Origin of the sequence: Streptomyces sp. R-74717 (genome assembly GCF_047305335.1) — a bacterium.
GTDB classification, from domain to species: domain Bacteria; phylum Actinomycetota; class Actinomycetes; order Streptomycetales; family Streptomycetaceae; genus Streptomyces; species Streptomyces atratus.
Genome location: NZ_CP102361.1, coordinates 6,711,424 through 6,736,079 on the forward strand (window position 1 = coordinate 6,711,424; position 24,656 = coordinate 6,736,079).

Annotated in this window: 23 protein-coding genes and 1 pseudogene; 15 read left to right on the forward strand and 9 right to left on the reverse strand. The window is 69.6% G+C overall.

The window, feature by feature from the left end:
• The first annotated feature begins 43 nt into the window (after positions 1 to 43).
• On the forward strand, positions 44 to 247 hold the full coding sequence (locus NRF20_RS30730; RefSeq protein ID WP_398628667.1) for a hypothetical protein: 204 nt from the start codon (positions 44 to 46) through the stop codon (positions 245 to 247).
• Between the two features lie 346 nt (positions 248 to 593).
• Complete coding sequence (locus NRF20_RS30735; RefSeq protein ID WP_398628666.1) at positions 594 to 863, forward strand: DUF6243 family protein; 270 nt, start codon at positions 594 to 596, stop codon at positions 861 to 863.
• Between the two features lie 115 nt (positions 864 to 978).
• Here the strand turns inward: NRF20_RS30735 and NRF20_RS30740 are convergent.
• Together NRF20_RS30740 and NRF20_RS30745 are read right to left on the reverse strand one after the other, a co-directional pair.
• Positions 979 to 1,131 (reverse strand): annotated as a pseudogene (locus NRF20_RS30740) (MFS transporter); the annotation flags it as partial.
• Positions 1,122 to 2,606, reverse strand: coding sequence for an MFS transporter (locus NRF20_RS30745; protein ID WP_398628665.1), 1,485 nt, complete (start codon positions 2,604 to 2,606; stop codon positions 1,122 to 1,124). The gene NRF20_RS30745 and the pseudogene NRF20_RS30740, both read right to left, overlap by 10 nt.
• A 70-nt stretch (positions 2,607 to 2,676) precedes the next feature.
• Between NRF20_RS30745 and dusB the strand changes: the two genes are divergently transcribed.
• From dusB to NRF20_RS30765, 4 genes are all read left to right on the forward strand, one after another.
• Positions 2,677 to 3,825 (forward strand): tRNA dihydrouridine synthase DusB, encoded by a 1,149-nt coding sequence (gene dusB, locus NRF20_RS30750; RefSeq protein WP_398628664.1) that lies wholly within the window; start codon positions 2,677 to 2,679, stop codon positions 3,823 to 3,825.
• A 642-nt stretch (positions 3,826 to 4,467) separates the two neighbouring features.
• Positions 4,468 to 7,215, forward strand: a complete 2,748-nt coding sequence (gene ppdK, locus NRF20_RS30755) for a pyruvate, phosphate dikinase (RefSeq protein WP_413753685.1) — start codon at positions 4,468 to 4,470, stop codon at positions 7,213 to 7,215.
• 502 nt (positions 7,216 to 7,717) lie between these two features.
• A complete protein-coding gene (locus tag NRF20_RS30760; RefSeq protein ID WP_413753686.1) occupies positions 7,718 to 8,692 on the forward strand; it encodes an ArsR/SmtB family transcription factor in 975 nt (324 codons plus the stop codon).
• A gap of 100 nt (positions 8,693 to 8,792) precedes the next feature.
• Positions 8,793 to 9,206: a VOC family protein gene (locus NRF20_RS30765; protein ID WP_413753687.1), complete on the forward strand. Its 414-nt coding sequence runs from the start codon at positions 8,793 to 8,795 to the stop codon at positions 9,204 to 9,206.
• A gap of 31 nt (positions 9,207 to 9,237) precedes the next feature.
• Here the strand turns inward: NRF20_RS30765 and NRF20_RS30770 are convergent, their stop codons facing one another.
• Positions 9,238 to 10,167, reverse strand: a complete 930-nt coding sequence (locus NRF20_RS30770; RefSeq protein WP_398628661.1) for an oxidoreductase — start codon at positions 10,165 to 10,167, stop codon at positions 9,238 to 9,240.
• Positions 10,168 to 10,347: 180 nt separating this feature from the next.
• On the opposite strand from NRF20_RS30770, the gene NRF20_RS30775 reads away from it, so the two are divergent.
• Positions 10,348 to 11,136 (forward strand): sulfite exporter TauE/SafE family protein, encoded by a 789-nt coding sequence (locus NRF20_RS30775; protein ID WP_266361637.1) that lies wholly within the window; start codon positions 10,348 to 10,350, stop codon positions 11,134 to 11,136.
• Between the two features lie 21 nt (positions 11,137 to 11,157).
• Here NRF20_RS30775 and NRF20_RS30780 read toward each other — a convergent pair whose 3' ends face one another.
• The 4 genes from NRF20_RS30780 to NRF20_RS30795 form a co-directional block, all read right to left on the reverse strand.
• A complete protein-coding gene (locus NRF20_RS30780) occupies positions 11,158 to 11,781 on the reverse strand; it encodes a class F sortase (RefSeq protein WP_413753688.1) in 624 nt (207 codons plus the stop codon).
• A gap of 110 nt (positions 11,782 to 11,891) precedes the next feature.
• Positions 11,892 to 12,620, reverse strand: a complete 729-nt coding sequence (locus NRF20_RS30785; RefSeq protein WP_398628659.1) for a hypothetical protein — start codon at positions 12,618 to 12,620, stop codon at positions 11,892 to 11,894.
• Positions 12,621 to 13,005: 385 nt separating this feature from the next.
• Positions 13,006 to 13,467 (reverse strand): DUF5990 family protein, encoded by a 462-nt coding sequence (locus NRF20_RS30790; protein WP_413753689.1) that lies wholly within the window; start codon positions 13,465 to 13,467, stop codon positions 13,006 to 13,008.
• Positions 13,468 to 13,561: 94 nt separating this feature from the next.
• Positions 13,562 to 14,362, reverse strand: a complete 801-nt coding sequence (locus NRF20_RS30795; protein ID WP_398628657.1) for an aminotransferase class IV family protein — start codon at positions 14,360 to 14,362, stop codon at positions 13,562 to 13,564.
• A gap of 88 nt (positions 14,363 to 14,450) precedes the next feature.
• On the opposite strand from NRF20_RS30795, the gene NRF20_RS30800 reads away from it, so the two are divergent.
• The gene (locus NRF20_RS30800; protein ID WP_398628656.1) at positions 14,451 to 15,077 is read left to right on the forward strand and encodes an NADPH-dependent FMN reductase; all 627 of its coding nucleotides are present in this window, start codon (positions 14,451 to 14,453) and stop codon (positions 15,075 to 15,077) included.
• Positions 15,078 to 15,154: 77 nt separating this feature from the next.
• Here NRF20_RS30800 and NRF20_RS30805 read toward each other — a convergent pair whose 3' ends face one another.
• Positions 15,155 to 16,729 carry an IS200/IS605 family accessory protein TnpB-related protein gene (locus NRF20_RS30805; RefSeq protein WP_413753690.1) on the reverse strand — a complete coding sequence of 525 codons (1,575 nt, stop codon included), beginning with the start codon at positions 16,727 to 16,729 and terminating at the stop codon, positions 15,155 to 15,157.
• Positions 16,730 to 16,948: 219 nt separating this feature from the next.
• Between NRF20_RS30805 and cutA the strand changes: the two genes are divergently transcribed.
• Positions 16,949 to 17,287, forward strand: a complete 339-nt coding sequence (gene cutA, locus NRF20_RS30810) for a divalent-cation tolerance protein CutA (RefSeq protein ID WP_398628654.1) — start codon at positions 16,949 to 16,951, stop codon at positions 17,285 to 17,287.
• Positions 17,288 to 17,316: 29 nt separating this feature from the next.
• On the opposite strand, the gene NRF20_RS30815 is transcribed toward cutA, so the two are convergent.
• Positions 17,317 to 18,030, reverse strand: a complete 714-nt coding sequence (locus NRF20_RS30815) for a vancomycin high temperature exclusion protein (RefSeq protein ID WP_398628653.1) — start codon at positions 18,028 to 18,030, stop codon at positions 17,317 to 17,319.
• 268 nt (positions 18,031 to 18,298) lie between these two features.
• On the opposite strand from NRF20_RS30815, the gene NRF20_RS30820 reads away from it, so the two are divergent.
• The 6 genes from NRF20_RS30820 to dnaG all read left to right on the forward strand — a co-directional run bounded on the left by NRF20_RS30820 (position 18,299) and on the right by dnaG (position 24,652).
• A complete protein-coding gene (locus NRF20_RS30820) occupies positions 18,299 to 18,511 on the forward strand; it encodes a hypothetical protein (RefSeq protein WP_398628652.1) in 213 nt (70 codons plus the stop codon).
• A gap of 62 nt (positions 18,512 to 18,573) precedes the next feature.
• Complete coding sequence (locus NRF20_RS30825; protein ID WP_398628651.1) at positions 18,574 to 19,386, forward strand: Cof-type HAD-IIB family hydrolase; 813 nt, start codon at positions 18,574 to 18,576, stop codon at positions 19,384 to 19,386.
• A gap of 161 nt (positions 19,387 to 19,547) precedes the next feature.
• Entirely contained in the window at positions 19,548 to 19,778 is a 231-nt protein-coding gene (locus NRF20_RS30830; RefSeq protein WP_413753691.1) for a hypothetical protein, read from the forward strand.
• A gap of 45 nt (positions 19,779 to 19,823) precedes the next feature.
• Positions 19,824 to 21,143 (forward strand): deoxyguanosinetriphosphate triphosphohydrolase, encoded by a 1,320-nt coding sequence (locus NRF20_RS30835; RefSeq protein ID WP_398628951.1) that lies wholly within the window; start codon positions 19,824 to 19,826, stop codon positions 21,141 to 21,143.
• Positions 21,144 to 21,325: 182 nt separating this feature from the next.
• Positions 21,326 to 22,585, forward strand: coding sequence for an NAD(P)/FAD-dependent oxidoreductase (locus tag NRF20_RS30840; protein ID WP_398628649.1), 1,260 nt, complete (start codon positions 21,326 to 21,328; stop codon positions 22,583 to 22,585).
• Positions 22,586 to 22,744: 159 nt separating this feature from the next.
• Positions 22,745 to 24,652, forward strand: coding sequence for a DNA primase (gene dnaG / locus NRF20_RS30845; RefSeq protein WP_398628648.1), 1,908 nt, complete (start codon positions 22,745 to 22,747; stop codon positions 24,650 to 24,652).
• Positions 24,653 to 24,656 lie beyond the last annotated feature (4 nt).

A 24,656-nucleotide genomic window follows, 5' to 3' on the forward strand; every position in this document is an offset into this window, starting at 1 on the left:
GAGCAGTTGTGTCAACGCGTCAATGCGTCAACAGGAGGCTCGGATGCCGTCCATGACCACGAGCAAGGTCAGCAGATGGGATCAGCACGGCCGTGAACATGTCGTCCATGTGCGGAAGTCGGGGATGCAGCGGCAGCTGAGCTGCGACACCTGCGGCTGGCGCAAGGGCGTCCAGTTCCTGCCCTGGCTCAAGGCCGAGGAACACCTCGCCGAGGCCCACCGGGCGACGGTCGACCCGACCGCCTGAGCGGGCCGCCCGCGCCCACTCCCGTGGTGCGCGGTGCCGTCACGCGCGCAGGCCGCGCAGCAGCAGGCCCGACACGGCCTCCTCGACGATCTCCCGCAGCCGGCAGCGGCCGGTCACGGCCTCGCGCGGAACGGCCTTTGTGATCTGTCGGTCCGTTGTCGCGACGCTTCACCCGGCCGCGCCGAAAACCGGGTGCGGTGGCCGACAGGGCCGAGGTACGGTTCCGGCATGTCTTCGTTCTTCCAGATTTACGAGTGAGAGCGTGGCGGGTCCGACGACCCGCCGCCCATCGGATCGATTCCAGGTCGCTTCAGACCTCACTTCTCACCACGAATGGGAGAACGCCGTGGCCAAGAGCCGCAACAACCTCCTCGGTGTGGGCGGACAGCGCAAGAAGCTGTCCCGCGCCGAGCAGCAGGGCGCGGGCCCTGCGCGCAATGCCGACCGCAAGACGGCTGCCGAGCAGAAGCAGGAGCTGCTGCGCAAGATGCGTGAGCGTGCGCAGTCGGAACCGGCCTCCGCACAGGCTGCCGGGTCCGCCGCGCAGACCGGGCAGGCGTCGGACGACTCCGCGCAGCCGAGTACGTCCGAGCAGGACACCTCTGCACAGAGCTGACGCTCCCTCATCACCCGTACGACCGTGGGCCCGGATCACGTGGAGTGATCCGGGCCCACGCCCTTGTCCAAGCCCCGTTGCCGCCCTTCGCTCACGCCGCCGTGCGCGGCAGCCGCAGACTCACCGCTTGGATCAGCCCGCCGGCCGTCACGACCCGGCTGCCGTACCGCAGAATCAGCCGCGGACCCGCCCGTGACGCCACGAAGAAGGCCACCGCCATCGGGGCCGTCGAGAGACCCGCGGCCGCCGGCCCCGGCTTCAGGCCCTGGAGCTCACCGACGCCTGATCCCCGGCGGGGACACCCGTCGGCGCTTCCAGCCGCTGCGCGGTACGGCGTGCCGTCTCCAGCGCCCAGCGCCCACTGGTCAGCGCCCCCACCAGCAGGACGCACAGCCCGCACCCGGCGAGGATCCACCAGGCGGGCTTGCTCGCGTCCACGAAGGCGGCCGCGTACTCGGCGCCGCGCGGCGAACCGGTACCGGCCACGCCCGCCGCCAGCACCGCGCCGATCACGGCGACCCCGAGCGTTCCGCCGATCTGCCGGCTGGTCGAGGCGACCGCCGCCGCCACACCGGCCTGTGAGCGCGGCATCCCGGAGACGGCCGTGTTGGTGATCGGCGCGTTCACCATGCCGAAGCCGAGACCGAACAGCACATAGCCGGTGAACAGCAGGACGTCGTCCGTCTCCGCGTCGAACGCGGCGAACAACAGCCCGCACGCCGTCATGGCCACGCCCGCCACCAGGAGCGACAGCCGCGGCCCCCGGCTGCCGACGAGCCGGCCCGACAGGGGTGCGCAGACAAAGGTCGGGGCCGCCATCGGCAGCATGTACAGACCGGCGTGCAGTGCGCTCAGCCCGCGCACGTTCTGCAGATAGAGGGTGTTGAGGAAGAGGAATCCGCTCAGCGCGGCGAAGGCGCAGACCGCTATGACGGTGGCCCCGCTGAACGGGGCGCTGCGGAAGAAGCGCAGATCGATCAGGGGCTCGGCACGCCGCGGCTCGTACAGCAGCAGCCCGATCAAGGAGCACCCGGCGAGCGCGGCGAACAGCAGGATCCGCGGCGAGTCCCAGCCCTCCGAGGGCGCCTCGATGATCGCGTACGTCAGCGAACCGAGCATCCCGATCACCAGCAGCTGCCCCACCGGGTCGGGGCGGCGCGGCTTCGGGGCGCGGGACTCGGGGACGTACCGCCAGGTGAGCAGGAGCGCGGCGAGGCCGACCGGCAGATTGATCCAGAAGATCGACCGCCAGCCGACCGAGTCCACCAGCAGGCCGCCCACCAGTGGTCCCGCCGCCATGGAAATGCCGACGACACCGCCCCACACCCCGATGGCGCGCGCCCGCTCGCGCGGGTCGGTGAAGGTGTTGGTGATGATCGACATCGCGACAGGGGTGAGCATCGAGCCGCCCACCGCCTGCACCATCCGGAACACCACCAGTGTCTCCAGGTTCGGTGCCAGGGAGCAGAGCACCGAGCCGAGGGTGAAGAGGACCAGCCCGATCTTGAAGATCTTCCGGCGCCCTATCCGGTCGGCGGTGGAGCCCGAGAGCATCAGCAGCGAGGCGAGGACGAGGGTGTAGGCGTCGATCGTCCACTGCATGCCCGCGACGGTGGCGTGCAGTTCCTTCTGTATGGAGGGCAGGGCGACGTTGAGGACGGTGGCGTCGAGACTGACGATCAGCAGGCTCAGGCAGCAGATCGCGAGCACCAGTTGACGGCGGCGACGGCTTAGCTCAGGCATACATGGATAGTACGGTTAACTAACGAACTCTGCTGGCAGGCCGCTCCGAGCCGTACGCGACAATGGAGCAATGACCACGCTCGCCCCTTCGCTCCCGCTGCTCCGGATCGGCCCCCACACGGTGCAGCCGCCGGTGGTGCTCGCCCCCATGGCCGGCATCACCAACGCCCCGTTCCGCACCCTGTGCCGGGAGTTTTCCGGCGGCAAGGGGCTGTTCGTCAGCGAGATGATCACCACGCGGGCGCTGGTCGAGCGCAATGAGAAGACCATGCAGCTCATCCACTTCGACGCGAGCGAGACCCCGCGCTCGATCCAGCTGTACGGAGTGGACCCGGTCACCGTCGGCAAGGCCGTCCGCATGATCGTCGACGAGAACCTCGCCGACCACATCGACCTGAACTTCGGCTGCCCGGTCCCCAAGGTGACCCGCAAGGGCGGCGGCTCGGCGCTCCCGTACAAGCGGCCACTGCTGCGCGCGATCCTCAACCAGGCGGTCTCCAACGCGGGCGATCTGCCGGTCACCATCAAGATGCGCAAGGGCATCGACGACGACCACACCACTTACCTCGACGCGGGCCGGATCGCGGTCGAGGAGGGCGTCACGGCCGTCGCCCTGCACGGCAGGACGGCCGCCCAGCACTACGGCGGCACCGCGGACTGGGAAGCCATCGCCCGCCTCAAGGAGCACGTCCCGGAGATCCCCGTCCTCGGCAACGGCGACATCTGGTGCGCGGACGACGCCCGCCGGATGATGCGCGAGACCGGCTGCGACGGCGTGGTCGTGGGCCGGGGCTGCCTGGGCCGTCCCTGGCTCTTCGGCGACCTGGTGAGCGCGTTCGAGGGTACGGAGACGAGGCGGGCGCCGGCGCTCCGGGAGGTCGCCACCGTCATGCTGAGGCACGCGACGCTGCTGGGGGAGTGGATCGGTGACGAGACCCGTGGCGTGATCGACTTCCGTAAGCACGTGGCCTGGTACCTCAAGGGCTTCTCGGTCGGCTCCGAGATGCGCAAGAAGCTGGCGGTCACCTCGTCGCTGGAGGAGCTGGGCGGTCAGCTGCAGGAGCTGGACCTGGACCAGCCGTGGCCGGACGGCGCGGACGGGCCGCGCGGGCGCACCTCGGGCAACAACCGGGTGGTCCTGCCGGACGGCTGGCTGAAGGACCCGTACGACTGCGCGGGTGTGAGCGCCGACGCGGAGCTGGACACCTCGGGCGGCTGAGAACGCTCCCGGGGCCTGACAGGGGTCCGACGGGGGCTCTAACAGCTTCCTCGGCCCTCCGGGGCCTTCAAGAGGCACGCGGCATCACAGGCACCGCGTGCCTCTTCCTTTACCTCGCTCATCTGAGCGCTGCATTGAGCCGGATTCGGCGATATTCAGCCAAGCATGAGTCTTAATGCGCCCGCCCGGGGCATCGCGCGTCGAATCTGCTCACGGTCGGCTGCATCTTGATGATCAAAGGGTGACCATCAGCCGCCTCCCACCCGTCCGGATGGTGACATCTGAGCGCCGATCGTAGAGTGATTCTCGCCACCCTGAGAACCATGTCGCTCAAATGAGCGTCAATTTGGGAGCTGCACTTCTCAAATGGTGGCACTGGGTGCCAAGGGGCTTCACTTTGATCGATCGACGCTTCCACTGCGCTGCGTGGTCGACTTGGGGGCTTCCGGTCGCGCTGAGTGCTTATTCGTTCAAGAAGTGAAGACATCCTTCGATCGAGGGACAGGCCATGTCACTTTCGATCTGCTGGCGGACGGGTGGTTGAGGCCTCATGACGCGCAAGTGGACGTACCCAGACACCTTCGATCTGGGTATGTTCCTCGCCGTCAGGGCAGCCACAGCGTCCTCGAGGAGTCGAGACCCGTGTCGGAAAACAAAGATCCCCACGTATCCACCCCGGAATCCCGGGAGCCCCAGGGCGAGAAGTTCGTCTATGACTTCACCGAGGGCAACAAGGATCTGAAGGACCTGCTCGGCGGGAAGGGTGCCAACCTCGCCGAGATGACCAATCTCGGGCTCCCCGTCCCTCCGGGCTTCACCATCACCACCGAGGCGTGCAAGGTCTACCTCGACAGTGGCGAGGAGCCGACGAAGCTGCGCGACGAGGTCAGCGCGCATCTCGACGCCCTTGAGGCGCGGATGGGCAAGAAGCTCGGCCAGGCGGACGACCCGCTCCTGGTCTCGGTCCGCTCCGGCGCGAAGTTCTCGATGCCCGGCATGATGGACACGGTCCTCAACATCGGCCTCTCCGACGAGTCCGTGGCCGGTCTCACCGCCCAGGCCGGCGACGAGCGGTTCGCGTGGGACTCCTACCGCCGCCTCATCCAGATGTTCGGCAAGACCGTCCTCGGTGTCGACGGCGACCTCTTCGAGGAGGCGCTGGAGGCGGCGAAGGAGGCCAAGGGCGTCACGGTCGATGTGGATCTCGACGCGGCCGACCTGAAGAAGCTGGTCAAGCAGTTCAAGAAGATCGTCTCGCGGGACGCCGGACGTGACTTCCCGCAGGACCCGCGCGAGCAGATGGACCTGGCCATAAAGGCCGTCTTCGACTCGTGGAACACCGACCGGGCCAAGCTCTACCGCCGCCAGGAGCGCATCCCCGGTGACCTCGGCACGGCCGTCAACATCTGCTCGATGGTCTTCGGCAACCTCGGTCCCGACTCCGGTACGGGTGTCGCGTTCACCCGCGACCCGGCCAGCGGCCACCAGGGCGTCTACGGCGACTACCTGCAGAACGCGCAGGGCGAGGACGTCGTCGCCGGTATCCGCAACACCGTGCCGCTCGCCGAGCTGGAGTCGATCGACAAGAAGTCGTACGACCAGCTGATGCAGATCATGGAAACGCTCGAAACGCACTACAAGGACCTGTGCGACATCGAGTTCACCATCGAGCGCGGCCAGCTGTGGATGCTCCAGACCCGGGTCGGCAAGCGCACGGCGGGTGCCGCCTTCCGGATCGCCACGCAGCTGGTCGACCAGGGTCTGATCGATGAGGCCGAGGCGCTCCAGCGGGTCACCGGGGCGCAGCTGGCGCAGCTGATGTTCCCCCGCTTCGACGAGGATGCCAAGACGCAGCTGCTCGGCCGTGGCATCGCCGCGTCGCCGGGCGCCGCGGTCGGCAAGGCCGTCTTCGACTCGTACACCGCCGTCAAGTGGTCCCGCTCCGGCGAGAAGGTCATCCTGATCCGCCGCGAGACCAACCCCGACGACCTCGACGGCATGATCGCCGCCGAGGGCATCCTGACCTCCCGCGGCGGCAAGACCTCGCACGCCGCCGTCGTCGCCCGCGGCATGGGCAAGACGTGTGTCTGCGGCGCCGAGGAGATCGAGGTCGACACCAAGCGGCGTCGGCTGACCGTCGGCGGGACCGTCGTCGAGGAGGGCGACACCGTCTCGGTGGACGGCTCCACCGGCAAGGTGTACCTCGGCGAGGTCCCCGTCGTGCCGTCCCCGGTCGTCGAGTACTTCGAGGGCCGGATGCACGCGGGCGCCGACGACGCCGACGAGCTGGTCGCCGCCGTGCACCGGATCATGGCGTACGCGGACCGGGTGCGCCGGCTGCGGGTACGGGCCAACGCCGACAACGCCGAGGACGCGCTGCGCGCCCGCCGCTTCGGCGCCCAGGGCATCGGCCTGTGCCGCACCGAGCACATGTTCCTCGGCGAGCGCCGCGAGATGGTCGAGAAGCTGATCCTCGCGGACACCGACGCCGAGCGCGAGACCGCGCTGGACGAGCTGCTTCCGCTCCAGAAGTCCGACTTCATCGAGCTGTTCGAGGCGATGGACGGACTGCCCGTCACCGTACGGCTGCTCGACCCGCCGCTGCACGAGTTCCTGCCCGACATCACCGAGCTCTCGGTGCGGGTCGCGCTCGCCGAGTCCCGCAAGGACGCCAACGAGAACGACCTGCGTCTGCTCCAGGCCGTGCACAAGCTGCACGAGCAGAACCCGATGCTCGGTCTGCGCGGGGTCCGTCTCGGTCTCGTCATCCCCGGCCTGTTCGCCATGCAGGTACGGGCGATCGCCGAGGCCGCGGCGATGCGCAAGAACGCCAAGGGCGACCCGCGCGCCGAGATCATGATTCCGCTCGTCGGCACGGTCCAGGAGCTGGAGATCGTCCGCGAGGAGGCCGACCGGGTCATCGCCGAGGTCGAGGCGGCCACCGGCACCGAGCTGAAGCTGACGATCGGCACGATGATCGAGCTGCCGCGCGCCGCGCTGACCGCCGGTCAGATCGCCGAGGCCGCACAGTTCTTCTCCTTCGGTACGAACGACCTGACCCAGACGGTGTGGGGCTTCTCCCGTGACGACGTGGAGGCCTCGTTCTTCACCGCGTACCTGGAGAAGGGCATCTTCGGGGTGTCGCCGTTCGAGACGATCGACAAGGACGGTGTCGGCTCGCTGGTCCGCAGTGCCGTCGCGGCCGGCCGGGCCACCCGCCCGGATCTGAAGCTCGGCGTCTGCGGCGAGCACGGCGGCGATCCGGAGTCGGTGCACTTCTTCCACGAGGCGGGTCTGGACTACGTGTCCTGCTCCCCGTTCCGTATCCCCGTCGCCCGCCTGGAGGCGGGCCGTGCGGCGGCGGACTCGAAGGGCAGCGACAGCCGCTGATCCGACACCACACCCCCTGACTCCGGAGCTGCCGTCGGCTCACCCGTACCCTCACCGACTCGACGGCAACTCCGGAACTCCCGGAGGCGGCGGCACCCTGTGCGGGGATGCCGCCGCTTCGTTTTGTTCTGGGGAAAATGGTTGTTCGACGTTGTGCCTTTTCTTCGTTCAATACGCAAAGTTCGTTCAATACGCAAAGACCTGGGCCGGGAACGGACCGGGGTGCGGCCCATGGATCCCCATCCCTGGGCCGCACCCGGCTTACCTCCGTCGGGTACGGAGCCGCACCGTCGCCGACCGCCGCCGAACGAGCGAAACCCCCCACGGCCTTCACTCGCTCTTCCGGTGGCTCCGGATTCGTACCCGACGTCGTACAGCTTTTCGGGAGACGGCATGTGGAGGCGAGACGTTTCACCTCTGGCCGAAACCCCGTGGTGACGTGCTGTTACGGATCACATACCCTTGGGTGGGGGTGATTGCAGGTGCAACAGGTGGGGGTTCGGTGCTGCGTATCCATATGTCCGGAGTGGACCTTTCCAAGGTGCGGATGGCCACCCGGCCGGATGCGCTGTGGGAAACCATTCTGAGTTTCCATCGGCTGAGGGACCGGCGCGGTTCCACGGTGTTCGGGAAATGGCGTACGGAAACCCGGCCCCGGTTGAATGGTGAAGTACGCCTGCTGGCCGCCGTGATTCCACCGCGCGGCTATTTCCCGGACTTTCTGACGCCTTCTCAGGAAGGCGGCGAGCCGTACGGTATCGACGCCGGAATTGAAGCGCTGCGCGACACCCCGCCCCTGCGGATCCGCGCCGAACTCGCCCTGCTGGCCGCCGAGCGCCGCGAGGCGGGCCGCACCCCGGACGGGCACGCCGAGTTGCTCGACCGGCTCATCGGCGCCCTGCGCGGTTACCACCGCGCCGCGATCGAACCGTACTGGCCGCACATCCAGGCCAGCGTCGAGGCCGACCGTGCCGTCCGCGGCCGCGCCCTCCTGGACGGCGGGGCGCAAGAGCTGCTCGCCTCACTCCCGCCCGTGATCCGCTGGCGGGCCCCCGTGCTGGAGGCGGACTACCCCGTCGACCGCGAACTCCATCTGGACGGGCGGGGGTTATTGCTCCAGCCGTCCTACTTCTGTCGCGTCACCCCGGTCGTCTACCGCGACCCGCAGCTGCCGCCGGTCCTCGTCTACCCGGTCACCCACTCCCGCGCCCCGGTCTTCGCCGAACCGGGGCCCTGGCTCGGCCGGCTCCTCGGCAACACCCGCTCGACGGTTCTGAGAGCCATCGGCAACGGCTGCACGACCAGCGAACTCGCCCGCCGGGCAGGAGTCTCCCTCGCCTCGGCGAGCCAGCACGCCTGTGTACTGCGCGAGGCAGGCCTGATACACACCCTGCGGCACGGCAGCTCGGTCCTGCACACGCTGACCCCGCTGGGCGGATCGCTGCTCCGGGGCGGCGCGCCGCTCGCCATGTCCTGACGCCGGAGGGCCAAAGTTTTCTTCGCGGGACCGATGAGTTCTGCGCAGCCCAGCCGTCTACCTGTCGAAACGTTCGAACAACAGAGAGAGCGAAACGGCCATGCCTCAGATGATCTTCGTGAACCTGCCGGCCAAGGACCTCGAGACGACCAAGAGCTTCTTCGGCAAGCTCGGCTTCTCGTTCAACCCGCAGTTCAGCGACGAGAACACCGCATGCCTCGTCATCAGCGACACCATCTTCGCCATGCTCCTCACGGAGCCCCGCTTCAAGGAGTTCACCAAGAAGGAGATCGCCGACGCCTCGAAGTCCACCGAGGTCATCCTCGCCCTGAGCGCCGAGAGCCGCGAGAAGGTCGACGAGCTGGTCGATACCGCCCTCGCCTCCGGGGGGTCGCCCGCCAACGAGCCGATCGACTACGGCTTCATGTACGGCCGTTCCTTCCAGGACCCGAACCACCACATCTGGGAGGTCATGTGGATGGACCCCTCCGCCGTCGAGGGCCGGCAGGGCTGAGCTCGGCGATGAGGGGGCGGGGGAGCGGTCCTCAGGGCGTCAGGCCCGGATACGCCACCCCTGTGAGCTGCTCGGACGCCACCCAGAGCCGTTCGCTCGCCACATCGTTCAGCGTCCAGCCCGCCCGCCAGGACGGGGCGGGCGCACCGCGCCAGCCCAGCAGCCTCGGCCCGGTGAACGAGTCGGGGCGCACGCCGGGCGCGGTGGCCGCGTACAGGGTGGGCAGCGCACCGGACGACGCGGGCTGGGCGATGATCCGGTTACCGAGCTCGACCACCCGTTCCGCCGCCTTGCGGCTCTCCATCCGGACGCCCGCCGTCTGCAGATTGGTCGCCGCGTAACCGGGGTGCGCTGCGGCGGCCACCACCTCGGAACCGACTGCCGAAAGCCGCCGCGCCAGCTCGTGGACGAAGAGCAGATTGGCGGTCTTCGAGCGGCCGTAGGCGATCCAGCGGCGGTAGTTCCGCTCGCTGTTGAGATCCCCGATGTCGATGTTGGACAGGGCGTGCATGCCGCTGGAGACGCTCACCACGCGCGCCCCGGGGGTGTCGAGGAGCTTCGGGAGCAGCAGTCCGGTGAGCGCGAAGTGCCCGAGGTGGTTGACGCCGAACTGCCTCTCGAAGCCGTCGGCCGTCTTCCCGTAAGGAAGGGCCATCACGCCCGCGTTGTTGATCAGCAGATCGATCCGGTCGGGCGTGTGGGTCGCGGCGAACTTGCGTACGGAATCCAGATCGGCCAGATCGAGCGGTACGAACTCCACGTCCGCGCCGGTCACGGCCGTCCGGATGAGGGACTCGGCCTCCTTGCCGCGCGTCTCGTCGCGGCAGGCGAGCAGCACCCGCGCGCCGTGCCGGGCCAGCTCCCGCGCCGTGATCAGTCCGATGCCGCTGTTGGCTCCGGTGACCACGGCCGTACGGCCGTTCTGATCGGGGATGTCGCTCGCGTTCCAGCCCTGGCTCATGGGCCAAAGCGTACGATCACGGCGCACCGGCCGGACGGGCCGGGCCGGTCCGGATTCCGCCGGGTTCGCGAGGGCCCGGGCGGGCCCGGAAGGTCGGGAACCTCAGAGTTGGCTCAACTTTCCCGCGATCCGGCCGAGGCAGTTGGACGGGGCACGTATCGCCTCCTTATGGTCGCGACCATGCCCGACATAGCACTCACCACTCTGGTCGTCCTCTGCCTCGCCGCAGCCGCGGCCGGCTGGATCGACGCGGTGGTCGGCGGCGGTGGACTGCTCTTGCTGCCGGCCCTGCTGCTCGGACTGCCGCACGTCCCGGCCGCGCACGTCCTCGGCACGAACAAGGCGGTCGCGATCGTCGGTACGTCGGGCGCCGCCGTGACGTACGTACGCAAGGCGCCGGTGAAGGTCGGGACGGCCCTGCGGATCGGGCTCGCGGCGCTGGCCGGATCGATGGCCGGTGCGTTCTTCGCCGCCGGGATCAGCAGCGAGGTACTGCGCCCGGTGATCATGGTTGTGCTGCTGGCGGTCGCGGCGTTCGTGATGCTGCGGCCCTCGTTCGGCAGGGCGACGGACGACGGTACGCGGCACAAGGTCACCCGGGCCCGCACCGTCACCGCGATCGTGCTGGTCGGCGGCGGCATCGGCTTCTACGACGGGCTGTTCGGCCCCGGCACCGGAACGTTCCTGGTGCTGGCGCTGACCGCGGTGCTCCACCTCGATCTGGTGACGGCGTCCGCCACCGCCAAGATCGTCAACGTCTGCACCAACGGCGGGGCGCTGGCGATGTTCGCCTACCAGGGCAGCGTGATGTGGCAACTGGCCGCGCTGATGGCCGTGTTCAACCTGGCGGGTGGGCTGATCGGGGCGCGGATGGCGCTCAGGAAGGGCAGCGAGTTCGTCCGCGGGGTACTGCTGGTCGTGGTGTTCTCGCTGGTCGCCAAGTTGGCGTTCGATCAGTGGATGGCATGAACGACGGGCATCGGGGCGGGTTCACCGCACCCCGGTGAGGTGTGCGTACGCCACCACATTGCCCCGGTAACCCGTCGTCTTCGAGAATCCGCCGCCGCAGGTGATCAGCCGCAGCGAGGCGTAGGGAGAGGCGCCGTACACCCGCTTGTCGGGGAAGTTCTTGCTCTCGTAGACCTCGATCGCGTCGAGTGAGAAGACGGCGGTACGCCCGTCCTGGCGGACCACCTCGACCGTGCTGCCCTTCTGCAGGGTGCCCAGGTTGTAGAAGACCGACGGCCCCTGTGCGTTGTCGACATGACCGGCGACGATCGCGCTGCCCCTGGAGCCGGGCGGAGTGCCGTTCCGGTACCAGCCGACGACGTCACGGTTCCCGGCCGGCGGCACATCGAGACTGCCGTCGGCCCCGAGTCCCAGTCGCATCATCGGTGCGTCCACCCGGATGCTCGGGATCCGGATGCGTATGGGCGCCGAGGGCTTCAGCGGTTCGGCGACCGGAGACCCCGGCTGCGGCTCCGGGCCGCTCGCGAACGCCTGGGCGGCGGTCGGCTGGGGCGGGATCAGCTGGGCACCGGCGCCGCGACGGATCAGCCAGATACCGGCCAGCGCTGCGACGAGCAGCAGCCAGCTCTTGGCCTTCTGGGACACAGTCGTCCTCCGGATGACGAAATGGGGACGGTACGGGGACGGTCCCGTCCCGGTGGCGCGCGGCCACCGGGACGGAAATCAGGCGGTACGGAGACGTGAATCCGTCTCCGTCAGCCGGCTCCTTGCGTGCCGCTCGCCCGGCGACGCAGGAGCCAGGCTCCGCCGACGGCGGTCGCGGCGAGTACGCCGGCGCCCGCCGCGATCTGGGTGGTGTCGGGCCGGACGCTGCCGCCGACGCCTGTTTTGACGTGCCCGCTGGGGGCGTTTGGCACGGACGAGTCGTCACGCCCGGACGAGGAGTTGTCGCGTCCGGATGAGTTGTCGTCTTCGGACTGGTTGTCGCGTCCGGACGAGTTGTTGCCTCCGGACTGGTTGTCGCGTCCGGACGAGTTGTCACGCCCGGACGAGGAGTTGTCGCGTCCGGATGAGTTGTCGTCTTCGGACTGGTTGTCGCGTCCGGATGAGTTGTCACGACCCGACTGGTTGTCGCGCCCGGACGACGAGCTGTCGTGCCTTGCCGAGCCCTCGTCCCCGGAAGGGATGCGGAGCCCTGAGAGGGCGTCGAGCCCGCCGACGGAGTCGAGCAACGAGGGGACATTGAGGCCGGAAGGGTTGTTGAGGCCGAAGGGGGCGTTGTTTCCGGACCTGGAGGGGTTGTCCGACCCGCCATCGTCGGTCTGCGCCTCCGGGGCGCCATTGGTCCGCGGTGCGGCAGCCGGGCCGGCCCGCAGCGCGCCGGCATCACCTGCGTACGCGGACGGCCCGGCGATGAAGAGGCCGAGCGCGGCTATGGTGACCGCGGAAGCGGCGGTACCGGTCACTGGGCGGGCAGGACGCATGGGGTGTTCCTCCGGCAACTGCGCGAGTGGGTGTGTCCTGACCTCGAGCTAACGGGCGGTCCGCCACCCATGCCTGCTGACATGAAGTCAGCTTTCACCCGAATGGCTCGGCGCGGCATCCTTGCCAAGCTGCATGTGTGCAGGTCACAGCGGTGATCGAAGCGAGGGTGGCCGGTCCGGTACCGCTCGGTGCCGATTGGGTGATGCCGCCCAGGAGGAGAGTGGCGCACATCACATGCATGACCTTGTGGGTGTCGGGCACACGTCTGACACCCCCCACGGGACGGTGAACCAGGCCGCCCCAGGCCGCCGCCCTGACCGGGCCCATCCCCCCTGGGCCCGGTCAGGGCGGTTCCGTGCCGTGGCATCCCGCGGTGCGGCGCTCTCAGGCCGGAGCGGCGGCGGACCATTCGACGGTCGGCGGCCGCACCCGGGCACAGAGCGGCTGCCCCCTGGTATCGGAGAGGGACAGTCGCGCGGTGAGATGCCCGGAGCGCACGGCGGCTTCGAGTACGGCCGGATCGATGTCGCCCAGCATCAGCTTGGCCCGCCGGAACATGGTGAAGACGCCGTTCTCGTCGACCGTGCCCCAGGACAGGTAGACGAAGCGCCCGCCCAGCCGGTTCTGCACGTAGGGCCCCTTGATCTCGACACCGTCCTCGGCCGGGTCGGCGGTGCAGTCCAAGGTCCACGAGGCCGACGGGGCGTCGCCCGGGTGCAGGTCGAGCAGTTCACCGGGTCTGTCCTTGCGCTGCACGCCCACGTGGATGTTGTGGGCACCGGGGAAGTCGCTGTCCGGCCCACAGGTGAGGCCGGGGAGACGCGAGCCTTCGATATGGATCTGCATGCCCCCATGCTCCCTTCCTCCGGTGCGCCTTCGGACCGCCGTCCTCAGCAGGGCGTGGAGTTCGCCGTGCAAGCAGGTGTGAGGCCAGGAGGCGTCAGATCGTGTCCCACGGCGCACCGTCGTACGCCTGCCCGATCCGTTTCATCAGCTCCTCGTCCACCGTGAACTCGGTGTCGTCGATGCGCCGGACCGGCGCGATGCCCTGCGAGTTGGTGATGAATGCCGACCGGAACGCGGCCAGCCCGTCCAGCATCACCGGGCGCCGTACGGACTCCAGCCCCGCGCCGGGCAGTTCCTGCTCCAGCAGCGCCATGGTGATGCCGAGCAGGCAGGGGGCTTTTGGCCAGACGACCGAAGTGCCGTCCCAGAAACCGATGTTGGTGATCGAACCCTCGGTCACCGCGCCGTCCGGCGTGGTCAGCAGGGCCTCGTCGAAACCGGCGCGTGCCGCGAGCCTTGCGTAGTACGTCTGGCCGAACTCGCCGGGACGTTTGATGTGCGGCACGGTCCGGGCGTACGGAACGGACATCAGGTCGTGCGGTTCGCGGGACTTCTGCGCCGGCTCGCGCACCGTGACCATCACGGTCGTCCCCGTGCCGCCCGGCGACGGAAAGCCGTACACCCGGGTCGAGGCGTCCCGTACCCCGGCACTGTCCAGCGCGTGCCGGATCAGCTCGCGGACCCGCTCCCCGTCGAGACCGCGCTCGAACAGCTCCTGGTTGGCGGAGTCCAGCCGGGCCAGATGCAGGGCGAAGCCGCGCACCTTTCCGCCCCTGACCTGCATGGCCGTGAAATGGCCGTAGTTGAGGAAGGCGGGAATCCGCAGATCCGCCTCGGTGGCCGGGTGCCCGTCGAACTCGGCGTACGGGAAGGGTGCGGGAGGAGGAGTCGTCATGCGATCCACCGTATGCTGCGGCGCGCGACGGCGGCCCCTGACGGACAGGACTTGACCTCAACCATGGTTGACATATGAGCCTCTCCGTATGGACCTCACCGCAACATCCTCATCCACCACATCCACGACCGCCTCCACCGCACCTCTGAAGGTTGCGGTCATCCTCGCCAGCAATCGCGAGGGACGGTTCGCCCCCGTCGTCTCCGACTGGTTTCTCTCGCGCGCCGCCGGTCACCCCGACATCGGGACCGACCTGATCGACATCGCGGAACTCGACCTCCCGATCGCCCTCTCCTACCGGCCCGACGCCGATGCGCAGGCCCAATTGGCGGCCGTTTCGCCCAGGTTGGCGCAGGCCGATGCCTTCGTCGTCATCACCCCCGAGTACAACCACTCGTACCCGGCCCCGCTGAAGAACCTCATCGACTGGCACCACGCCGAGTGGCAGGCCAAACCCGTCGCCTTCGTCTCGTACGGCGGAGTCTCCGGAGGTCTGCGCGCCGTCGAGCATCTGAGGCAGGTCTTCGCCGAGCTGCACAGCGTCGGTATCCGGGAAACGGTGTCGTTCCACAACGCGGGCGCTCTGTTCGACGACGAGGGCAGGCACAAGGACCCGACGGGCTGCGACGCGGCGGCCAAGACGCTGCTCGACCAGCTGGTCTGGTGGGGGCGCGCGCTGCGCGACGCCAAGGCCGTTCATCCCTACGGCGTCTGACCACCAGGCGCTGCGCCGCGCCGCAACGCCCCCGACAATCGACGATGGGAGCAAGGACACTCCGTAACCGACCGTTCCTAACCAGTGCGCATGAGTGAGTCCTGGACCCACTGCTGCGTTCTGGGCGCATCCCGAACGGTGTTGGATGCGCTGGGTTGCCGCTTTCTCGTCCCGTTCGGCGGCACGTCTCTGGGGGCGTGGTCCGTTGCGGGTGGGCGGGTTCCGTCCCGCCCCCGGGTGCCTGGTGGGGCCTGGGCGGTCCGATGCCCCGCACGATCGCTCCGGTCGTGCGGGGGCGGTGCCGTCCGACGCCGGACCGGGTGTCCGAGGGCGCGTCGTCCGATCGCGATACCGGCGGCATCGTGACGGGACATTCTGCGGTGCGGGGTGGCCAGTGGCTTCTGCCAGTGCTGGGCACCCCACAGGGAGGTGTAGGCGGGGTCGACCGCGACAATGCTCAGGCCCTGCTCGGCCGCCATGGAGACCAGCCGGGCCTTGAGTTTGCCGGTCGGGATGCCGGAGATCAGCTGCCGGAACTGCTTCCTGCGGCCGTGTTTCTCCCGCGTTTTCTCGGTGGTGAAGTCGAGGTCTTCGATGGCGATCGCGGCAACACCGGCCTGCTTGGCCCAGTTGATCAGGCGGGTCAGGGCGTGGCGGATCTGTGCGTCGCGGTGATCGGCGGTGCCGGACAGGTCGTAGGGGAAGCGGTGCGGGTCGCCGTCCGGGTTGCCGTGCCGGTCGAGGTGGTAGGCGGCGAAGTGGTCGGCGTTGGTGTCGACGCCGATCATGCCCCGGGCGCGGGCGGCCTCCAAGGGGATGGTCTGGACGACGGGGCGTTGCCAGGATGCGGTGAGGTACCAGCGGCGGCGGTCGGTGTCGAGGTGGATGCGGTAGGCGACGGCCCGGTTCGCTTCGGTGCGGTCGGCCCATTCCTGGCCCCGGTGCGCGAAGCCGATACGGGCGGTGAGGACGTACCGGCCGTGCCGGGCGTTGGCCAGGTGCGCGAGCGGGGCAGGTAGTTTGATGCTGACCTCGCCGTCCGGGGTAACGCGGATGGTCTCGTTCCCGAACCGCTTCCCCGACTCACCATCCGCAGCGATGAACCAGCGTTCCGCTTCCCAGCGCTCCCGCCACTGGGCTTCGGTCAGCCGGGCCTGGGCGAGGTGGTGGCGGGTATTGAGGAGGCGTTTGCCGCCCCGCACCACGCGCACCCGACCGGCCTGCCGGTCGGCGACAACGGCCGCATGCCGTGCCTCCAGGGCGGTGAGGCGGCGGGACTTGTGGAACCACTCGCCCTTGGAGCGGTAGCCGCCCGCGGCCCGCTTCGTTCCCGGCTCACCGATCGGGAGGGACAGGCGGTGCCGCAGCGTCCCGATCCCGGCTTCCAGCGTCTGGATGTGCGCGGCCTGGCAACGGCGGGCCAGCGCCCACTGATCGTGCGTGGCCTTGGTGATCGCACCCGCGATCCGCGACGACGACAGCGGCGTCAGGTCCCGCTTGCGCGACGCCCAGGTATCCTTGCTGTGCTCCAGGCCATCCGCACAGCGGGCCCTGAGATCACGCGAAGCCAGACGCCCCTGATGCTCACCGACCGCACGCAGAACCTTCTCGTCCTGGGGCGTGAGGTGCTTGAGACGGTCCCGGACCGCCACCCCGCAAGGCCCGGGCACCACGAAGGGCGCGGACAGCTCCCCAAACCACCCACCACATCACCCCCTCCCACCAGGCCGGGCACCTGCCAACCAGTCCAACGAGCAGCAGTCGCCAAGGTCACCCATTCGGCTCCGGAACCTCTGTTCCCACCCCGCGAACCCACCGCCAGGACTCACTCCCGCTCACCACAACTCACTTCAACGCAGAGGAGCCCGAAGGTGACGACGCCGGCATTGCTGACCGTACTGACCACGACGGACAGCGAGGAGAAGGCCCATTCCCTGGCGCAGGGCGCGGTGGAGGCACGGCTCGCCGCCTGCGTGCAGATCTCCGCGCCCGTCACCTCGGTCTACCGCTGGCAGAACGCCATCGAGACCACCGAGGAGTGGCAGCTGCTGTTCAAGACGACGGCCGAGCGGTACGACGAACTGGAGGCCCACCTCCTGGCGGCGCACGACTACGAAACACCGGAGATCGTCGCGATCCCGGTGGTACGGGGCAGCGCCCGCTATCTCGACTGGGTCTCGGCCGAGACCGCCCCGGTCACCTCTCTGTAGAGCCGGCACCTGCCCGGGGGCGCCCGCCCTCAACGCCCGTCCGCCGCCAGGGCCTCCCCGATCCCGGGCTCCTCCGGCCCCAGGAAGTGCGGGTCGGGCCTGAACACGGCATCCAGCGCCGCCTTCCCGGCCGCGAATATCTCCCGCGTCCCGCCGTAGTACCAGGTCGCATCGTGTACGGCGTCGACGCCGACCCCGTACGCATCGATCCCCGCGGTGCGGCACAGCGCGATCGCCCGCCGGATGTGGAACCCCTGGCTCACCAGCACTGCGCGGTCGACGCCGAAGATCTTCTTGGCCCGAACGCACGAGTCCCAGGTGTCGAACCCGGCGAAGTCGCTCACGATCCGCTCGTCCGGCACCCCGTGCGCCCTGAGATACGTGCGCATGGCGTCCGGCTCGTCGTACTCCTTCCGGCTGTTGTCACCGGTCACGAGCACGACCTTCACCTTCCCGTCCCGATACAGCTCGGCAGCGGCGTTCAGCCGGTTCGCGAGATACGGCGACGGCTTGCCTTCCCAGAGACCGGCCCCGAACACCATGGCGACCTGCTGCGCGGGCGCGTCCGCGGTCGTTCTGACGCGGGCGTCGGCCACGGAGTACATCCAGGTCGCGGGCGCCAGCGCCGCCACACAGGCGACCATCACCCCCTGCACGAGCCACCGCTGCCCGCGCCGCGTCCGCGGCCATCGCGGCCGCAACCGCCCGAGCCGCCTGAGCCGTCCCGGCTGCTTCTCCCGCATGGGTGTCCCCCTGTTCGTGCCCTGTGCCGTGCTGTCCCACATGATCGGACGAGCGGCGGGGAGAAAGGGTTCTCTATCTTCCGATTTCATTGATTTCGTAGCCGTTTCCGGTCTTGCCGCAGACACTTCGGGCATGATGGCCGCCATGAACCGACCTGGAACCGGGATAGGCGGCTGGGTGACCGTCGCCGCGTACGAGAATCTGAAGGGCCGGCCGCATCCCGCGGCTGCCGTCCGCGCTTGACTGCGGGACCGGGGCATCGACTGGATGCCGTTCGCCGTCGACGACCTGCACATCGACCTGGCCTGCGGCCCGGGCCCGGACGGCCACTGGCACGGCTGGATCACCGTCCGCGTCAGGGCTTCGGTGCTGATTCCGCTCGGCCTCCATCCCGACCGGCCGACCTCGCAGCCAGGATTCCCGCCTGCCCCGGCGTGGTGGCACGCGGCAGCCGAACGGGCGGCCCGGAAAACCCATTGAGTTCTGGTGCAACTCGGACTGAGACCGGCGATTGTCCGCAGGACGCCCAGTAGCATCGGGCAATGTTGCTTCCACGGCTGATCGCCTCCGATCTCGACGGCACGCTCCTGCGCAACGACGGCACCCTCTCGCCCCGCACCCTGCGTGCCCTGCGCACGGCCGAGAGCGCAGGTGCGGAGGTCGTCCTCGTCACTGCCCGGCCGCCCAGATTCGTCGACCGGCTCGCCGAGGCCGCCGGCCTCGAGGGGACAGCCGTGTGCAGCAACGGGGCGCTGGTGTACGACATCGGGACGCGCACCGTCGTCTCCTCCCGCGCCCTGCCCCTCGCCACCGCCCGGCGCGTGGCCACCGCGCTCGCCGCCACCGTGCCCGGGGTCGGCTTCGCCCTGGAGACCGGCAACCACGTCCTGTACGAACCCGCCTACCGGTTGCGGCTCTCCGAGGACATCGACGCCGAGCTGCCCGTACCGTCGCTGGCGGATCTGTGGCTGACCGATGTCCCCGTCACCAAGCTGCTCGCCTGGTCGGACCGGCTCGACGCGGACGCCCTGCTGGCCGCGGCCGAGGAAGGGGCGGGCGACGAGGTACAGCTCACCCACTCCGGCGGGCGCGGGCTGCTGGAGATCAGCGCGTCCGGCGTCACCAAGGCCGGCACCCTCTCGATTCTGTGCGCCGGGCGGGGCATCGACGCCACGGAGGTCATCGCCTTCGGCGACATGCCCAACGACCTGACCGTCCTCGGCTGGGCCGGCACCGGCTACGCGATGGGCAACGCCCACCCGAGCGTGCTGGCCGCCATACGGACGCACACGCTCTCCAACGAGGAGGACGGGGTCGCGCACGTCATCGAGCGGCTCTTCGGCGGCGCGGCCTGATACCGATGCCCCGCCCGGCACTGATGCCCCGCCCGGCACTGATGCCCCGCCCGGCACCGATACCCCGCTTTCGGCACGGCCCCGACGCTCGATACGGCCGCGGAAAGCACCCGTCACCCTCACGCAACGGTGCGGCAACCTCGGCCCTGCACCATCGGTCCATGACGGAGTCGGCACCGGCACATCCCGATGAGTCCCTGCCCCTCGACAGCACGGCGCAACTGTTGACCCGCATTGCCGCACAGCTCGGCACCCAGCTCGGCCTCGTCTCCCTGAACGGAACCCGAAGAGCCGCGCAGGCCCCCGATTCAGGGCCTGTCCGGCGGTTCGCGGCCGGGGTCGCGACGACCGGACAGCGCCTTCCCCGAGCCGCCCGCCGCGCATCCGCCTGAGCCCTCCTGTCGGCCCGGCCGTTTACTGTCGGAACCATGGACGGCATGGACGGTACGCAGGGCACACAGGGAACGCAGGACCACGGCATGGCCCCCTACGGTGCGGCCGACGCCGAGCGCTGGGACACCGAGCCGGACAAACGGCCCGGTCGCACCGCATTCCAGCGTGACCGCGCCCGAGTGCTGCACTCCGCCGCGCTGCGCCGGCTCGCAGGGAAGACCCAGGTCGTCACCCCCGGCACCCGCAGCCACGCCTGGGACGCCAGCCCGCGCACCCGGCTCACGCACTCCCTGGAATGCGCCCAGGTCGGCCGCGAACTCGGGGCGGCGCTCGGCTGCGACCCCGATCTGGTCGAGACGGCCTGCCTCGCCCATGACCTGGGCCACCCGCCGTTCGGACACAACGGGGAGCAGGCGCTCAACGACTTCGCGTCGGACTGCGGGGGCTTCGAGGGCAACGCCCAGTCGCTGCGCCTGCTGACCAGGCTCGAACCGAAGCGGTTCGTGCCCGACACCCGGACCGGTGGGCTGGTCAGCGTCGGACTCAACCTGACCCGTGCCGCTCTGGACGCGGCCACCAAGTACCCGTGGCCGCGTGGCGGGCACCCCTTCGACCCCGGCTCGCCGAAATTCGGGGTGTACGAGGACGACCTGCCGGTCTTCGAGTGGGCCCGCCAGGGCGCCCCGAAGGACCGCAAGTGCTTCGAGGCCCAGGTCATGGACTGGTCCGACGACGTCGCGTACTCGGTGCACGACTTCGAGGACGGGCTGCACGCCGGGCACATCGACCCCAATTGTCTCTACGCCGAGCCCGAGCGGAACGAGATCTGGGCGGTCGCCATCGGCCGCTACGTCCCGGCGGACACCGACCCCGAGGAGCTGGCCGACGCTCTGGACCGGCTCATCGGCCAGGACTGGTGGCCGCACGGCTACGACGGATCCGCCGTCGCCCAGGCCCGGCTGAAGGACGCGACGAGCCAGCTGATCGGCCGGTTCTGTCTCGCCGCCGAGAGCAGCACCCGGCTGGCGTACGGGACGGGACGACTCGGCCGCTACGGCGCCGAGCTCGTCGTCCCCCGCGAGGCACGCAACGAATGCGCCGTGCTCAAGGCAGTCGCAGACCGGTACGTCATGCAGCGCGCCGAGCAGGAGGCCATCCGCGCCGACCAGCGGATCGTCATCGCGGAACTGGCCGCCGCGCTGACCGCACGTGCCCCGGAGGGGCTGGAGCCGCAGTTCCGGGCCCTGTTCCACGCCGCCCACGACGACAGGGCCCGCAAGCGGGTCCTGGTCGACCAGATCGCCGCCCTGACCGATGCCTCCGCGCGCTCCCTGCATGCATCGCTCACCGGCCGCCGCCGTTGACCGGGCTCCCGTTCCCGGCCGGTCGTGTCCGCGAGCCGCACGGCGCGGTATCCACCGAGCCGTGCAGACCGGCCTGTGACCACTGGGCGTGACCTGATCGGTGTACACCCTCTTTCGCCATCACGCTGCGTGCGGGACGCTCGCAGTTGGGCCCCGCGCAGCAAGCACCGAGGAGGCATCAAGTGGTCGACGCACATCGGACGTTCGTCATCGTCGGCGGAGGACTGGCAGGAGCGAAGGCAGCCGAGACACTCCGGGCGGAAGGTTTCAGCGGCCGGGTGATCCTTCTCGGCGATGAACGCGACCATCCGTACGAACGACCTCCGCTCTCCAAGGGCTATCTGACCGGCAAGGAGGAACGGGACAGCGTCTTCGTCCACGAGACCGCCTGGTACGCGGGCGCCGACATCGAGCTCCACCTGGGCCAGCCCGTCACCAGCCTCGACCGGGAGGCCCGTTCCGTACAGCTCGGCGACGGCACCGTCGTCCACTACGACAAGCTGCTCCTCGCCACCGGGGCCGAGCCGCGCCGCCTCCCCATTCCGGGTACGGACCTGGCCGGAGTCCACCATTTGCGCCGTCTCGCCCACTCGGACCGGCTGCGCAACGTACTGGCCTCCCTCGGCCGCGACAACGGCCATCTGGTGATCGCCGGGGCCGGCTGGATCGGCCTGGAGGTTGCGGCGGCGGCGCGCGGTTACGGCGCCGAGGTCACCGTCGTCGAACCGGAGCCGACGCCACTGCATCAGGTCGTCGGGCCCGAACTGGGCCAGATCTTCACCGATCTGCACAGCGACCACGGTGTCCGCTTCCACTTCGGCGTCCGCCTCACCGAGATCATCGGCCAGGACGGCCTGGTCCTCGCGGTCCGCACCGACGACGGCGAGGAGCACCCCGCCCACGACGTGCTCGCCGCGATCGGTGCCGCCCCCCGCACCGCCCTCGCCGAAGCCGCGGGGCTCGACATGGCCGCGCGCAAGGACGGCGGCGGCATCGCCGTCGACGCCTCTCTGCGCACCTGTGACCCGCACATTTTCGCGGCCGGTGACGTCGCCAACGTGGCTCATCCGCTGCTCGGCGCCCGGCTGCGCGTGGAGCACTGGGCGAACGCGCTGAACAGCGGCCCGGCCGCGGCCCGCGCCATGCTCGGCAAGGACGTCAGCTACGACCGGGTGCCGTACTTCTTCTCCGACCAGTACGACCTCGGCCTCGAATACTCGGGCTGGGCGCCGCCGGGCAGCTACGACCAGGTGGTCATCCGCGGCGATGCGGGGAAACGTGAGTTCATCGCCTTCTGGCTGAAGGACCGCCGGGTACTGGCCGGGATGAACGTCAACGTGTGGGACGTCACCGAGACCGTGCAGGAGCTGATCCGGTCCGGCCGGCAGGTCGACCCGGACGCGCTGGCGGACCCGTCGGTACCGCTGGTCTCCCTGAACTGAACTGAACTGAGCCGAGCCGAACCGAGTCGGCCGTTCCGCCCGGTGGCCCCGGACGGGACGGCTCAGCCGTACGGCACCGCCAGGCGTCCTCGCCGCCGGGTTCCACGGATCACATCGCCGCGCGGCACAGCTGTCGTACCCCACCCGTAGACTTCACCCGTGGCAGGCAGGATCAATGACGACGATGTGAAGGCGGTACGGGACGCGGTCCCGATCGACGCCGTCGTTTCCGAGTATCTCCAGCTGCGCAACGCCGGCGGTGGCAACCTCAAGGGCCTCTGCCCGTTCCACGACGAGAAGTCCCCCTCCTTCCAGGTCAGCCCGAGCAAGGGTCTCTTCCACTGCTTCGGCTGCCAGGAGGGCGGCGACACGATCGCCTTCGTGATGAAGATCGACCATCTCTCGTTCTCCGAGACGGTCGAGCGGCTCGCCGCCAAGGCGGGCATCACCCTGCGGTACGAGGAGGGCGGGTACAACCCCTCCCACCAGCGCGGTGAGCGCATCCGGCTGGTCGAGGCGCACAAGGTGGCCGCCCAGTTCTATGTCGAGCAGCTGGACGGCCCCGAGGCCGAGATCGGCCGGAAGTTCCTCGCCGAGCGCGGCTTCGACCAGGCGGCGGCCGCCCATTTCGGCGTCGGCTACAGCCCGGCGGGCTGGGACCACCTCACCCGCTATCTGCGCGGCAAGGGCTTCAGCGACAAGGAACTGATCACCTCCGGCCTCTCCCAGGACGGCAGGCGCGGCCCCATCGACCGGTTCCGCGGCCGGCTGATGTGGCCGATCAGCGACACCTCCGGCGATGTCGTCGGCTTCGGCGCCCGCAAACTGCGCGACGACGACAACGGACCGAAGTACCTCAACACCCCCGAGACCGCGATCTACAAGAAGTCCCAGGTGCTGTACGGCATCGACCTGGCGAAGAAGGACATCGCGAAGGCCAGCCGGGCCGTCGTCGTCGAGGGCTACACCGACGTCATGGCCTGCCATCTCGCGGGGATCACCACCGCCATCGCCACCTGTGGTACGGCCTTCGGCGGCGACCACATCAAGATCCTGCGCCGCCTCCTGATGGACAACGGCAGCGCCCGGGTGATCTTCACCTTCGACGGTGACGCGGCCGGGCAGAAGGCCGCCCTGCGCGCCTTCGAGGACGACCAGAAGTTCGCCGCCGAGACGTACATCGCGATCGCCCCGGACAACATGGACCCGTGCGATCTGCGCCTGGCCAAGGGCGACGAGGCCGTCCGTGACCTGGTCGAACCCCGCACCCCGCTCTTCGAGTTCGCGCTCCGCCAGATCGTCGGCCGGTACGACCTGGAGACCCCGGCGGGCCGCGCCGCCGCGCTCGACGAGGCGGCACCGGTCGTCGCCAAGATCAAGACGGGCAGCGTGCAGCGCGAGGTCGCCGTCCAGCTGGCCGGCTTCGTCGGCATCCTGGACCAGGAGTACGTCGTGCACCGGGTCAACCAGCTCGCCCAGTGGGCCCGCGGGCGGGGCGACCGGCGAGGACCGGAGCCCGCCTCCTCCCGCGCCGGCGCGCAGCACCAGCAGGTCCAGGCCCCCGCCGCCCCCTCCGGCCCCGCGCTCAACCTCCGCAGCCCGGCGCACCGCACCGAGCGCGAGCTGCTCAAGCTCGCCCTGCAGAAACCCGCCCTCGTCTCACCGGCCTTCGACGCCTATGGGGTGGACGAGTTCACCGCCCCGCCGTACGCCGCGGTCCGCCAGTGCATCGCGGAGGCGGGCGGCGCCGAGACGGGCGTCCCGGAGACCCGCGAATACCTGGCCCAGGTGCTGGACACGACCCCCAACGACACGGTGCGCAAGCTGGTCACCGAGCTGGCGGTGGAGGTCTTCCACGGCAAGTCCATCGACGAGACCTACGCGGGCATGCAACTCGTGCAGGTCCGGCTGCGCGCCGTCGACCGCCGGATCAACGACGTACAGGGCAGCCTCGCCCGTCTCGGCAGCAATGTCGCCCCGGACCATCTCGCGGCCGCGCAGAACGAGGTCTGGGTCCTCCAGCAGTACGCCCAGGCCCTGCGCAACAACGGCGCCGACGCGCTCTGACGCG